Annotated in this window: 10 protein-coding genes; all 10 read left to right on the forward strand. The window is 60.3% G+C overall.

Annotation, left to right across the window (positions count from 1 at the left end):
* The first annotated feature begins 63 nt into the window (after nucleotides 1–63).
* The 10 genes from rnr (at nucleotide 64) to ACY4LX_RS04155 (ending at nucleotide 14,004) form a co-directional block, all read left to right on the forward strand.
* A complete protein-coding gene (gene rnr / locus ACY4LX_RS04110) occupies nucleotides 64–2,703 on the forward strand; it encodes a ribonuclease R (protein WP_463259240.1) in 2,640 nt (879 codons plus the stop codon).
* Complete coding sequence (gene rlmB, locus ACY4LX_RS04115) at nucleotides 2,700–3,464, forward strand: 23S rRNA (guanosine(2251)-2'-O)-methyltransferase RlmB (protein WP_149662222.1); 765 nt, start codon at nucleotides 2,700–2,702, stop codon at nucleotides 3,462–3,464. The genes rnr and rlmB overlap by 4 nt, the downstream gene beginning before the upstream one ends.
* Before the next feature lie 246 nt (nucleotides 3,465–3,710).
* The gene (gene rpsF / locus ACY4LX_RS04120) at nucleotides 3,711–4,133 is read left to right on the forward strand and encodes a 30S ribosomal protein S6 (protein WP_007939579.1); all 423 of its coding nucleotides are present in this window, start codon (nucleotides 3,711–3,713) and stop codon (nucleotides 4,131–4,133) included.
* 28 nt (nucleotides 4,134–4,161) lie between these two features.
* Entirely contained in the window at nucleotides 4,162–4,392 is a 231-nt protein-coding gene (gene rpsR / locus ACY4LX_RS04125; RefSeq protein WP_002551829.1) for a 30S ribosomal protein S18, read from the forward strand.
* A 37-nt stretch (nucleotides 4,393–4,429) separates the two neighbouring features.
* Nucleotides 4,430–5,320, forward strand: a complete 891-nt coding sequence (locus ACY4LX_RS04130) for a YybS family protein (protein ID WP_149662223.1) — start codon at nucleotides 4,430–4,432, stop codon at nucleotides 5,318–5,320.
* Between the two features lie 19 nt (nucleotides 5,321–5,339).
* A complete protein-coding gene (rplI, locus tag ACY4LX_RS04135; RefSeq protein ID WP_054044100.1) occupies nucleotides 5,340–5,786 on the forward strand; it encodes a 50S ribosomal protein L9 in 447 nt (148 codons plus the stop codon).
* A 121-nt stretch (nucleotides 5,787–5,907) separates the two neighbouring features.
* The gene (gene dnaB / locus ACY4LX_RS04140) at nucleotides 5,908–7,302 is read left to right on the forward strand and encodes a replicative DNA helicase (protein ID WP_054044099.1); all 1,395 of its coding nucleotides are present in this window, start codon (nucleotides 5,908–5,910) and stop codon (nucleotides 7,300–7,302) included.
* A gap of 232 nt (nucleotides 7,303–7,534) precedes the next feature.
* Nucleotides 7,535–9,838, forward strand: coding sequence for a YgiQ family radical SAM protein (locus tag ACY4LX_RS04145; protein ID WP_169374258.1), 2,304 nt, complete (start codon nucleotides 7,535–7,537; stop codon nucleotides 9,836–9,838).
* 197 nt (nucleotides 9,839–10,035) lie between these two features.
* Nucleotides 10,036–10,554 carry a hypothetical protein gene (locus tag ACY4LX_RS04150; RefSeq protein WP_463259241.1) on the forward strand — a complete coding sequence of 173 codons (519 nt, stop codon included), beginning with the start codon at nucleotides 10,036–10,038 and terminating at the stop codon, nucleotides 10,552–10,554.
* A 174-nt stretch (nucleotides 10,555–10,728) separates the two neighbouring features.
* Nucleotides 10,729–14,004 (forward strand): transglutaminase family protein, encoded by a 3,276-nt coding sequence (locus ACY4LX_RS04155; RefSeq protein ID WP_463259242.1) that lies wholly within the window; start codon nucleotides 10,729–10,731, stop codon nucleotides 14,002–14,004.
* Nucleotides 14,005–14,012 lie beyond the last annotated feature (8 nt).

A 14,012-nucleotide genomic window follows, 5' to 3' on the forward strand; every position in this document is an offset into this window, starting at 1 on the left:
ATTTCCCGTTTCATTACGCCTATGCCAAACTAACCCGCATATAGACAAGGTGAAAACTCTCTAATGGCCGATTGGCAGTCCCTCGATCCCGAGGCCGCTCGTGAAGCGGAAAAATATGAAAACCCTATTCCTAGCCGCGAATTGATCCTTCAGCACCTTGCTGATCGAGGTTCGCCTGCTAACCGCGAGCAGCTGGTCGAGGAGTTTGGTCTGACCACAGAAGACCAGATCGAAGCCCTGCGTCGCCGCCTGCGCGCCATGGAGCGCGACGCTCAACTCATCTATACCCGTCGCGGCACCTATGCGCCTGTGGATAAGCTCGACCTGATCCTGGGCCGCATCAGCGGTCACCGTGACGGTTTCGGCTTCCTGGTGCCGGACGACGGCAGTGACGACCTGTTCATGAGCCCGGCGCAAATGCGTCTGGTGTTCGACGGTGACCGTGCACTGGCACGTGTTTCCGGCCTGGACCGTCGCGGTCGCCGCGAAGGCATGATCGTCGAAGTCGTTTCCCGTGCCCACGAGACCATCGTCGGCCGTTACTTCGAAGAGGGCGGTATCGGCTTCGTGGTTGCCGACAATCCGAAGATCCAGCAGGAAGTGCTGGTCACGCCGGGTCGCAATGCCAATGCCGATATCGGTCAGTTCGTCGAAGTGAAGATTACTCACTGGCCGACGCCACGCTTCCAGCCGCAAGGCGACGTGGTTGAAGTCGTGGGCAACTACATGGCGCCGGGCATGGAAATCGATGTCGCCCTGCGCGCATACGATATCCCGCATGTATGGCCTGAGGCGGTGTTGAAAGAAGCCGCCAAGCTCAAGCCTGAAGTCGAAGAAAAAGACAAAGAGAAGCGCATCGACCTGCGCCATCTGCCGTTCGTGACCATCGACGGTGAAGATGCGCGCGACTTCGATGACGCGGTGTATTGCGAATCCAAGCCAGGCAAGCTGCGCCTGTTCTCCGGTGGCTGGAAGTTGTACGTGGCGATTGCCGACGTCTCCAGCTACGTGAAGATCGGTTCGGCGCTGGACAACGAATCCCAGGTTCGCGGCAACTCGGTGTACTTCCCCGAGCGCGTCGTGCCGATGCTGCCTGAGCAGCTGTCCAACGGCCTGTGCTCGCTGAATCCGCACGTCGATCGTTTGGCCATGGTTTGCGAGATGACCATCTCCAAATCCGGCGAGATGACCGACTACTGCTTCTACGAAGCGGTGATTCACTCCCACGCTCGCCTGACCTACAACAAAGTCAGCGCGATGCTGGAAACGCCGAAACTCACCGAAGCCCGTCAGCTTCGCGGCGAGTACACCGACGTTCTGCCGCACCTCAAGCAGCTTTACGCACTGTACAAAGTGTTGCTGGGCGCTCGTCACGTGCGTGGCGCGATCGATTTCGAAACCCAGGAAACCCGGATCATCTTCGGCACCGAGCGCAAGATTGCCGAGATTCGTCCGACCGTGCGTAACGATGCGCACAAACTGATCGAGGAATGCATGCTCGCGGCCAACGTGGCCACGGCTGAATTCCTGAAGAAACACGAAATTCCTGCGCTGTATCGCGTGCACAACGGTCCGCCACCGGAGCGTCTGGAAAAACTGCGCGCCTTCCTCGGTGAACTCGGCCTGTCTCTGCACAAAGGCAAGGACGGCCCGTCGCCGAAGGATTACCAGGCATTGCTGGCGAGCATCAAGGACCGTCCGGATTTCCACCTGATCCAGACCGTCATGCTGCGTTCGTTGAGCCAGGCGGTGTATAGCGCCGATAACCAGGGCCACTTTGGCCTGAATTACGAAGCCTATACCCACTTCACCTCGCCGATTCGCCGCTACCCGGACTTGCTCACGCACCGGGCGATCCGCAGCGTGATCCATTCCAAGCAAGACACGCCGCACGTTCGCCGTGCCGGCGCGATGACCATTCCGAAAGCGCGGATCTATCCGTACGACGAGGCGGCCCTGGAGCAACTCGGCGAGCAGTGCTCGATGAGCGAGCGCCGTGCCGACGAAGCGACCCGCGACGTAGTGAACTGGCTCAAGTGCGAGTTCATGAAAGACCGCGTGGGCGAGTCGTTCCCGGGTGTGATCACCGCCGTGACCGGTTTCGGCCTGTTCGTCGAGTTGACCGACATCTACGTCGAAGGCCTGGTGCACGTCACCGCGCTGCCGGGGGATTACTACCACTTCGATCCTGTGCACCACCGCCTCGCCGGTGAACGTACCGGTCGCAGCTTCCGCCTGGGCGACACCGTTGAAGTGCGCGTGATGCGCGTTGACCTCGATGAACGCAAGATCGACTTCGAGATGGCTGAAAAGACCATCAGCGCGCCGATCGGTCGCAAGAAACGTGGCACTGAAACCACTGCACCTGCGGCTTCTGCTGCAAAAACAGGCGCCAAAACCGCTGCAGAACCGGCCCCGGCAAAAACCGGTCGTCGTCCTGCCAAGGAAAAAGCGCCCGAAGCCTATCGCCCAAGCGATGCGGCGGCAAAAAACGCCGAGCTGCGCAAAAGCCGTGAACTGAAGCAGGCGTTGCTGTCTGAAGCGAAAAGCGGCGGTAAAGCGGCGTCTGGGGGAAAGACCGGACGGTCGGCGCCTGAAAAGGCTTCCGGCAGCAAGCCGAGCAAACACCGTAAAGGCCCGCCAAAAGCGGGCTCGGCCCCAGCCAAAAGCGGCGGGGCGCGTAAACCTAAGGCCAAGTCATGAGTCAGTTGGAAAAAATCTACGGCGTGCACGCGGTAGAAGCATTGCTGCGTCACCACCCCAAACGCGTCAAGCAGATCTGGCTGGCTGAAGGCCGCAGCGAGCCGCGTGTACAGGCGCTGATCGCGCTGGCGAATGAAAATCGCGTGCCCGTCGGCAACGCTGAGCGTCGTGAACTCGATGCCTGGGTTGATGGCGTGCACCAGGGCGTGGTGGCGGACGTGAGTCCGAGCCAGGTCTGGGGCGAGGCAATGCTCGACGAACTGCTCGATCGCTCCGAAGGCGCACCGCTGTTGCTGGTGCTCGACGGCGTGACCGACCCGCACAACCTCGGCGCTTGCCTGCGTTCGGCCGATGCGGCCGGTGCGTTGGCGGTGATCGTGCCGAAGGACAAGTCAGCCACGCTGACCCCAACGGTACGTAAGGTGGCCTGCGGCGCGGCGGAAGTGATTCCGTTGGTCGCCGTGACCAACCTGGCGCGCACCCTGGAAAAGCTCAAGCAGCGCGGCTTGTGGGTTGTCGGCACGGCGGGCGAGGCTGAGCAGAGTCTGTATCAGCAAGACATGACCGGCCCGACCATCCTGATCATGGGCGCCGAAGGCAGCGGCATGCGTCGCCTGACTCGCGATCTGTGCGACTACCTGGTGCACCTGCCGATGGCCGGTAGCGTCAGCAGTCTCAACGTTTCCGTGGCGACGGGCGTTTGCCTGTTCGAAGCCCAGCGCCAGCGCAGCGTGAAGGCGAGCGCTTCGCGCAAGTCCTAAGCGTCAAGCTGCAAGCTGCAAGCCTCAAGCTAAAAGCAGCCTGCTTGCAGCTTGAGGCTCGAAGCTTGCAGGCTGCTGTTCAAATAATCACCAATTGCCTTGCACCTCTTCTGTCCCTTCTCTACAATTGCGCCCCTTGCTGTGACGGCAGGCACGCATGTGTCTATCGCAAGCAAGTCCATAAGTGTCATTCACTCCTTGTCTGACCGTTTTTGAACGGCAGGCTACAACCCGTAAGGAGCATTCATGCGTCATTACGAAATCATCTTTTTGGTCCACCCGGATCAAAGCGAGCAAGTCGGCGGCATGGTAGAGCGTTACACCAAGCTGATCGAAGAAGACGGCGGCAAAATCCACCGTCTGGAAGATTGGGGCCGTCGTCAACTGGCCTATGCAATCAACAATGTTCACAAGGCTCACTACGTGATGCTGAACGTTGAATGCACTGGCAAGGCCCTGGCCGAGCTGGAAGACAACTTCCGCTACAACGATGCAGTGATCCGTAACCTGGTCATCCGTCGCGAAGAAGCCGTTACCGGCCAATCCGAGATGCTCAAGGCTGAAGAAAACCGCAGTGAGCGCCGTGAGCGTCGCGACCGTCCTGAGCACTCCGACGCCGAAGGCGTTGACAGTGATGACAGCGACAACAGCGATAACGCTGACGAGTAATCCACGGACCTTTTGAGGAGCCTATTACATGGCACGTTTCTTCCGTCGTCGTAAATTCTGCCGCTTCACCGCTGAAGACGTGAAAGAGATCGATTACAAAGATCTCAACACTCTGAAAGCCTACGTATCCGAGACCGGCAAAATCGTTCCAAGCCGTATCACCGGTACCAAAGCACGTTATCAGCGTCAGCTGGCCACCGCTATCAAGCGCGCCCGCTTCCTGGCCCTGCTGGCCTACACCGACAGCCACGGCCGCTGAGACCGGGCAGTCGACAAGTAAGTAAGGGATCGAATGCATGCGTGCCTTAGCTGAATTCATCATGCGGGGACGGGTGCAGGCCACGCTGGTTGTGGCCGGATCTGCGGCATTGCCGCTGTTGTTCTGGTTGAGTGCCGCTGCAGGTTGCCTTGTGCTCCTGCGGCGCGGTTCGGACGCCTTGAGCGTCCTGGGTCTGGGAGTGTTGTCAGCGTTAGTGAGCTGGCACTACCTGCATGACCCGACGGCATTAATCGTGCTGCTCGGGACTTGCAGTCTGGCGTTGGTTTTACGCGCCGGCCATTCCTGGAATCGCGTGCTGCTGGTCAGCGTGGTCGTGGGAGTGTTATTTGCGGTGATTCTGGGGACTGTATTCAGTTCCTTCATCGAGTCACTGGCGCAGACGTTTGAACAAGTCCTGCCGCTGGCGATGGGTGAGGTCTACGAGAAGTTTTCGGCAGACCAGAAAGCGTTTCTCACGGCATTGGCTGTTCCACTGTCGATCATTTCAACTGCGGTTTCGTTGCAGGTTTTTAGCGTGCTGTGCCTGATTCTTGGGCGCTATTGGCAGGCGTTGTTGTATAACCCCGGCGGTTTTGGTCGCGAGTTTCGCGCCATCCGACTGCCCAAAGGCGTTGCGCTGTCGCTGCTGGCCGTCATGTGTGTTGCCCCGTTTTTCGGGTTGCATGCCTTGATCCTGTTGCCGTTGTGCAGCGTACCGCTGTTTTTCGCCGGTCTGGCCCTGATTCATGGGTTGGTGGCGCAGAAACGGTTGGCCGGTTTCTGGCTGGTGGGGATATACGTCACGCTCGTGCCTTTCATGCACTTGCTCGGTCCGTTACTGGTGGTCTTGGCCATCGTCGACAGCCTGATTGATTTTCGCGGTCGTCTCGCGTCGAAAGACGCCGATAACGCGAACGGTGAAGGTTAAAAGTTAAGAGGATTTTCACATGCAACTGATCCTTCTGGAAAAAGTCACCAACCTGGGCAACCTGGGTGACAAAGTGAACGTTAAGGCTGGTTACGGTCGTAACTACCTGCTGCCTTACGGCAAAGCGACCGCTGCGACCGCTGCCAACGTGGCTGCGTTCGAAGAGCGTCGCGCTGAGCTGGAAAAAGCCGCAGCAGACCGTAAGACTTCGGCTGAAAACCGCGCCGCCCAACTGGCTGAGCTGGAAGTGACTATCACTGCCACCGCTGGTGACGAAGGCAAGCTGTTCGGTTCGATCGGTACTCACGACATCGCTGATGCACTGACCGCCTCCGGCGTTGAAGTGGCAAAAAGCGAAGTTCGTCTGCCGAACGGCACCATCCGCAACGTAGGCGAATTCGACGTAGCCGTGCACCTGCACGCTGAAGTTGAAGCCACCGTACGCGTTGTCGTGGTAGCAGCTTAAGCAGCACTTGTCGGCTGGCACCCTCGGGTGCTTGCCGGTAACATCGGGCACGATCCTGTTTACAGGTCGTGCCCTTTGTCTTTCTGCAGTTCCTGATTTTCACAAACCTATTCAAGTGGCCATGAACGATATCTCCGCTCCTGAGCAATACGATCTGCAAACCGCTGCCCTGAAGGTGCCACCGCACTCCATCGAAGCCGAACAGGCTGTGCTCGGTGGTTTGATGCTGGACAACAACGCCTGGGAACGCGTGCTCGATCAAGTGTCGGACGGCGACTTCTATCGGCATGACCACCGCCTGATCTTCCGTGCCATCGCCAAACTTGCGGACATGAACTCGCCCATCGACGTCGTGACCCTGGCCGAGCAATTGGACAAGGAAGGTCAGACTTCGCAAGTGGGTGGCCTCGGTTACCTCGGTGAACTGGCGAAAAACACGCCGTCCGTCGCGAACATCAAGGCCTATGCCCAGATCGTCCGCGCGCGGGCCACCTTGCGCCAACTGATCGGCATCGCCTCGGAAATCGCCGACAGTGCCTTCAACCCCGAAGGCCGTACTGCAGAAGAGATTCTCGACGAAGCCGAACGGCAGATTTTTCAGATCGCCGAGGCCCGGCCAAAAACCGGCGGCCCGGTGAGCGTGAATGACCTGCTGACCAAGGCCATCGACCGCATCGACACCTTGTTCAACACCGACAACGCCATTACCGGCCTGTCCACCGGCTACACCGACCTCGACGGCATGACCAGCGGCCTGCAACCGTCTGACCTGATTATCGTCGCCGGCCGTCCGTCCATGGGTAAAACCACCTTTGCGATGAACCTGGTGGAAAACGCCGTGTTGCGCAGCGACAAGTGCGTCCTGGTTTACTCGCTGGAGATGCCAGGTGAATCGCTGATCATGCGTATGTTGTCGTCCCTGGGCCGCATCGACCAGACCAAGGTCCGGGCCGGTCGCCTCGACGACGACGATTGGCCGCGCCTGACGTCGGCGGTCAATTTGCTCAACGATCGCAAGCTGTTCATCGACGATACGGCGGGTATCAGTCCCTCGGAGATGCGCGCGCGGACCCGACGCCTGGTGCGCGAGCACGGCGATGTCGCCCTGATCATGATCGACTACCTGCAATTGATGCAGATTCCAGGTTCCGGCGGCGATAACCGGACCAACGAGATTTCCGAAATCTCCCGTTCCTTGAAAGCCCTGGCCAAGGAATTCAACTGCCCGGTGGTGGCGCTGTCGCAGCTCAACCGTTCCCTGGAGCAGCGACCGAACAAACGCCCTATCAACTCCGACCTCCGGGAATCCGGAGCGATCGAGCAGGATGCTGACGTGATCATGTTCGTGTACCGGGATGAGGTGTATCACCCGGAGACCGAACACAAGGGCATCGCCGAGATCATCATCGGTAAACAGCGGAACGGCCCGATCGGCACGTCGCGTCTGGCGTTTATCGGTAAGTACACCCGTTTTGAGAACCTGGCGCCGGGTAGTTACAACTTCGACGACGAATAAGATATTCGGCGTTTGATAGGGCCTCATCGCGGGCAAGCCTCGCTCCTACAAGGGTTCACACACGACCTGTAGGAGCAAAGCTTGCTCGCGATGAACGATAACGCGGTCCTTGTTTTTGCTCCGCGTTTGGGCCAACACCTATTTCCGACCATAGCCGTCGGAATTGGTTATTTTTTGTGCTATATTCCGCGCCCGCGAAATTCAATGAAAGCCAACACCGGTTATCGACATGATGCAAGCAGCCAAGCCGTTATTTGACTATCCCAAGTACTGGGCCGAATGTTTCGGGCCAGCGCCATTCCTGCCCATGAGCAGGGAGGAGATGGATCAGCTTGGCTGGGATTCCTGCGACATCATCATCGTCACCGGCGATGCGTACGTTGACCATCCGTCGTTCGGCATGGCGATCATCGGCCGGCTGCTGGAGTCCCAGGGCTTCCGCGTCGGGATCATTGCCCAGCCGAACTGGCAGTCCAAAGACGATTTCATGAAGCTCGGCGAGCCGAACCTGTTCTTCGGTGTCGCGGCCGGCAACATGGACTCGATGATCAACCGTTACACCGCCGACAAGAAAATCCGTTCCGACGACGCCTACACCCCCGGTGGCCTGGCGGGCAAACGTCCGGACCGCGCGAGCCTGGTCTACAGCCAGCGCTGCAAGGAAGCCTACAAAAACGTGCCGATCGTGCTCGGTGGCATCGAAGCTTCCCTGCGTCGCATCGCTCACTACGATTACTGGCAGGACCGGGTGCGCAACTCGATCCTGATCGACGCCTGCGCCGACATCCTGCTTTACGGCAACGCCGAGCGTGCGATCGTCGAAGTCGCCCAGCGTCTGTCCTACGGTCACAAGATCGAAGACATCACCGACGTGCGCGGCACCGCGTTCATCCGTCGTGACACGCCGAAAGACTGGTACGAAGTCGATTCCACGCGCATCGACCGTCCGGGCAAGGTCGACAAGATCATCAACCCGTACGTCAACACCCAAGACACCCAGGCCTGCGCCATCGAGCAGGAAAAGGGGCCGCTTGAAGATCCGGAAGAAGCCAAGGTCGTGCAGATCCTGGCCAGCCCGAAGATGACTCGCGACAAGACCGTGATTCGTCTGCCGTCGGTTGAGAAAGTTCGTGGCGACGCCGTTCTGTATGCTCACGCCAACCGCGTGCTTCACCTGGAAACCAACCCGGGCAACGCCCGTGCGCTGGTGCAGAAGCATGGCGAAGTCGACGTCTGGTTCAACCCGCCGCCGATTCCGATGACCACCGAAGAAATGGACTACGTGTTCGGCATGCCTTACGCACGGGTTCCGCACCCGGCGTACGGCAAGGAAAAAATCCCGGCCTACGACATGATCCGCTTCTCGGTGAACATCATGCGTGGCTGCTTCGGCGGCTGCACCTTCTGCTCGATCACCGAGCACGAAGGCCGGATCATCCAGAACCGTTCCGAAGAGTCGATCATTCGCGAAATCGAAGAGATCCGCGACAAGGTCCCCGGCTTCACCGGCGTCATTTCCGACCTCGGCGGCCCGACCGCGAACATGTACCGCATCGCCTGCAAGAGCCCGGAAATCGAATCCGCGTGCCGTAAGCCGTCGTGCGTGTTCCCCGGCATCTGCCCGAATTTGAACACCGACCACTCGTCGTTGATCCAGCTCTATCGCAGCGCCCGTGCCTTGCCGGGTGTGAAGAAGATCCTGATCGCGTCCGGCCTGCGCTACGACCTCGCGGTCGAGTCGCCGGAATACGTCAAGGAGCTGGTGACCCACCACGTCGGTGGTTACCTGAAGATCGCCCCGGAACACACCGAGGAAGGTCCGCTTAACCAGATGATGAAGCCGGGCATTGGCAGCTATGACAAGTTCAAGCGCATGTTCGAGAAGTACACCAAGGAAGCCGGGAAAGAGCAGTACCTGATTCCGTACTTCATCGCGGCCCACCCGGGTACCACCGACGAAGACATGATGAACCTGGCCTTGTGGCTCAAGGGCAACGGTTTCCGCGCCGACCAGGTGCAGGCGTTCTACCCGTCGCCGATGGCCACCGCCACCGCGATGTACCACTCGGGCAAGAACCCGCTGCGCAAGGTCACGTACAAGAGCGACACGGTGACCATCGTCAAGAGCGAAGAGCAGCGTCGCCTGCACAAGGCGTTCTTGCGTTATCACGACCCGAAAGGCTGGCCGATGTTGCGCGAAGCGCTGACCCGAATGGGCCGCGCCGACCTGATCGGGCCGGGCAAGACTCAGTTGATCCCGCTGCATCAACCGGCCACCGACAGCTACCAGAGCGCCCGTCGCAAGAACTCGACGCCGGCTGGCAGCCATAAAGTGGCAGGCGAGAAAACCACCAAGATCCTCACCCAGCACACCGGCCTGCCGCCGCGTGCCAGTGACGGTGGTAACCCGTGGGACAAACGCGAACAGGCCAAGGCTGCGGCGTTCGCCCGCAACCAGCAAGCGGCCAAGGATCGCAAGGACGCGGCCAAAGGCAAAGGGCCGAAGCCTGCGCGTAAGCCGGTAGTACCGCGCTAAACGCTGATCGCTGACAACAGAGCGCCAACCTTCGGGTTGGCGTTTTGCTAACCGTTGCTGATCGTTCCCACGCTCTGCGTGGGAATGCCTCTGGGGACGCTCCGCGTCCAGTGACGCGGAGCGTCACGGGCTGCATTCCCACGCAGGAGCGTGGGAACGATCCAGTTTGCAGTCTTTCAACTTCAAGGAAGAACACCGTGTCCCGTCGCAAGAAATCCCCCGCGCCACCCACCGCCGCCGACAAACTCATGCAGTTGAAATTCGCCCACTGGCTGGCCTGGCAACCGTATGTGCGGCGCTACGGCTGGATTCATGTGGCGGTCATGATGATGACGATTTTTGCCATGTCGTTGACCGGCTCGGTGTTCGGTACGGCATTTTTCCCACATGACTACCCGATGATGGAGTACGTCCTCTTCGTCATGTTCGGCGGGTGTCTGGTGATGTGCCTGTGTTTCATCGCGCTGCTTCGCGGTTACCCCAAGGCGGTCTGGGGCTTGTTCACGATGCTGGTGTTCTGCCTGTCGATCACCTTGCTGGTGATGCTTGAAGCGAATCATGTGGGATTTGCCTGGATCGCGGCGGTGCCGGCGCTGATCGGTTTGTATTTGATGAGCAAGCGTCGCTATCAGCGTGGGATCAAGGTGCTGCAGGTGGGCGACCGCATCCGTCGGCGGATCAAGCGGCTCGAAGCGAGCCTGAAGCACACGCTGTGAGGCTCACACCGTAGCGGCTTGCAACATTTGCGTGCACCTGGCCCAAACCAATTTCCCGCGTCGCCCGATTTTGGTGCTGTACTGCCCTAAGCAATCCATGAAAGCGCCAGCGCTGCGCGATGGCATAAGTCTTGCGCGCTTTCGAATACGCTTAAGGCTCGCAGGAGGCACGCCGTGTCGATTCATGTCGCATTGCATCACGTCACGCACTACCGCTACGACCGCGCCGTCGAGCTCGGTCCGCAGATCGTTCGTCTGCGCCCGGCGGCCCACAGTCGCACGCGGATTTTGTCCTATGCGCTGAAAGTCTCGCCCGAGCAGCACTTCATCAACTGGCAACAGGACCCCCAGGGCAATTACCTGGCGCGGTTGGTGTTCCCGGAGAAAACCGATGAGCTGCGCATCGAGGTCGACCTGCTGGCGGAAATGGCGGTGTTCAATCCGTTCGACTTCTTCCTCGAGCCCTACGCCGAAAAAATCCCGTTCACTTACGCCGCCGATGAGCGCAAGGAACTGGCGCCGTACCTGGAAACCTTGCCCCTGACGCCGAAGTTCAAGGCCTATCTGGACGGCATCGACCGCACACCGCTGCCCAGCGTGGATTTCCTTGTCGCCCTCAACCAGCGTCTGAGCGAAGACATCGGTTACCTGATCCGCATGGAGCCCGGCGTCCAGACCCCGGAACACACCCTCGTACACGCCTCCGGTTCCTGCCGCGACTCGGCGTGGCTGCTGGTGCAATTGCTGCGCAACCTTGGGTTGGCGGCGCGTTTTGTTTCCGGCTACCTGATTCAACTTACTGCCGACGTCAAAAGCCTCGACGGCCCCTCGGGCACCGAGGTGGACTTCACGGACTTGCACGCCTGGTGCGAGGTCTACTTGCCCGGCGCCGGCTGGATCGGCCTGGACGCGACCTCAGGGCTGTTTGCCGGTGAAGGACATATTCCGTTGGCGTGTAGTCCCGATCCGGGCTCTGCGGCGCCGATCAGTGGCTTGGTGGAACCGTGTGAGTGCGAATTCACCCACGAAATGTCCGTGGAGCGGATTTGGGAAGCGCCACGGGTCACAAAGCCCTACACCGAAGACCAGTGGCTGGCGATCCAGGCCCTGGGCCGGCAGATCGACGCCGACCTGCTGGAAGGCGACGTGCGCCTGACCATGGGGGGCGAGCCGACCTTCGTGTCCATCGATGATCCGGACGGCGCCGAATGGAACACCGCCGCCCTCGGCCCGGACAAGCGGCGTCTGTCCGCCGAACTGTTCCAGCGCATGCGCAAGCACTACGCGCCCAAAGGCCTGGTGCATTTCGGCCAAGGCAAGTGGTACCCCGGCGAACAACTGCCGCGCTGGTCGCTGAACTGCTACTGGCGGCGTGACGGCGTGCCGATCTGGCACAACAGCGCGCTGATTGCCGATGAGCAAGAAGACTACGGCGCCGATGGCGAACTGGCCGGGCGTTTTCTCGCGAGTGTCGCCGAACGCCTGAAAATTCCGACACGCTTTGTGTTTCCGGCTTACGAAGACAATTTCTATTACCTCTGGCGCGAAGGCGCGTTGCCGCAGAACGTCAGCGCCGAAGACTCGCGCCTGGAAGAGCCGCTGGAGCGGGCGCGACTGCGCAAAGTCTTCAGCCAAGGGCTGGACAAGGTCATCGGCCAGGTCCTGCCGCTGGCGCGCACCGCCAAGGGCGATCAATGGCAGAGCGGCCGCTGGTACCTGCGCGACGAACACTGCCGGTTGGTGCCGGGGGATTCGCCGTTGGGTTATCGCTTGCCGCTGGGCTCGCAGCCTTGGGTGAAAGCGGCCGAGTATCCCTTCATCTACCCCAACGACCCGAACCAGGAATTCCCGGCGCTGCCGGACACTCAGCAATTGAACAGCCCGGGCACGCCGGCCGAAGCGGTTGAACGGGATATCGAGGTCGACGAATCCGCTGACTGGCTGACCCGCACCGCGTTCTGCGCCGAAGCGCGGGAGGGCCGCTTGTACCTGTTCATGCCGCCATTGGAACGGGTCGAGGATTACCTGGAACTGGTCGCCGCCATCGAAGCCACGGCTGAAGAACTGCGGTGCCCGGTCTTGCTGGAAGGCTACGAGCCGCCAAGCGATCCGCGCCTGAGCAACTTCCGCATCACCCCGGATCCGGGCGTGATCGAGGTCAATGTGCAGCCGTCCGCGACGTGGGATGAATTGGTCGAGCGCACCGAATTTCTCTATGAAGAAGCGCGACAGACCCGCCTGACTACCGAGAAATTCATGATCGACGGCCGCCACACCGGCACCGGCGGCGGTAACCATTTCGTCCTCGGTGGCGCGACGCCGGCGGACTCACCGTTCCTGCGCCGTCCCGATCTGCTGCGCAGCCTGATCAGTTATTGGCATAACCATCCGTCCTTGTCCTACCTGTTTTCCGGACTGTTCATCGGCCCGACGTCCCAGGCGCCGCGAGTGGACGAAGCGCGCAACGATTCCCTATACGAACTGGAAATCGCCTTCGCCCAGATGCCGAAACCGGGGGAAGAGTGCGCGCCGTGGCTGGTGGATCGCTTGCTGCGCAACCTGTTGATCGACGTCACCGGCAACACCCACCGCGCCGAGTTCTGCATCGACAAACTCTACTCACCGGACGGCGCCACCGGGCGTCTCGGTTTGCTGGAGTTGCGCGCGTTTGAAATGCCGCCCCACGCGCGCATGAGCCTGGCCCAGCAATTGTTGCTGCGGGCGCTGGTGGCGCGGTTCTGGCGCGAGCCGTATGCGCCGCCGAAACTGGCGCGCTGGGGCACCGAGCTGCACGATCGTTTCCTGTTGCCGCACTTTATCGAACAGGATTTCGCTGACGTCATCGTCGATCTGAATGCCGCCGGTTATCCGGTGCGAGCCGAGTGGTTTGCCGCGCACCTGGAATTCCGTTTTCCCAAGGTCGGCGATTACGCCGTCAGTGGTATCGAACTGGAAGTGCGTCAGGCCCTTGAGCCTTGGCATGTGCTGGGCGAGGAGGGCGCGGTCGGCGGCACGGTGCGATATGTGGATTCGTCCCTGGAGCGCTTGCAGGTCAAGGTCACGGGGCTGGCGCCACAGCGTTACCTGTTGACCTGCAACGGCATCCCGGTGCCGCTGCAACCGACCGGTCGAGTTGGCGAGTTTGTCGCGGGCGTGCGCTTCCGTGCCTGGCAACCGTTCAACTGTCTGCAACCAACCATCCCGGTCCACGCACCGCTGGTGTTTGATCTGCTCGACACCTGGATGGAACGTTCCCTGGGCGGCTGTCAGTACCACGTCGCCCATCCGGGCGGGCGCAACTACGACAGCCTGCCGGTGAATGCCAATGAAGCGGAGAGTCGGCGCATGGCACGCTTCTTCCGAATCGGACACACCCCGGGGAAACTTCCTATACCTAACGTGACGATTAACGACGAGCTGCCGATGACGCTCGATTTACGACGTTTCTAAGCCCTACA

Source organism: Pseudomonas sp. Emmai, from assembly GCF_055179735.1.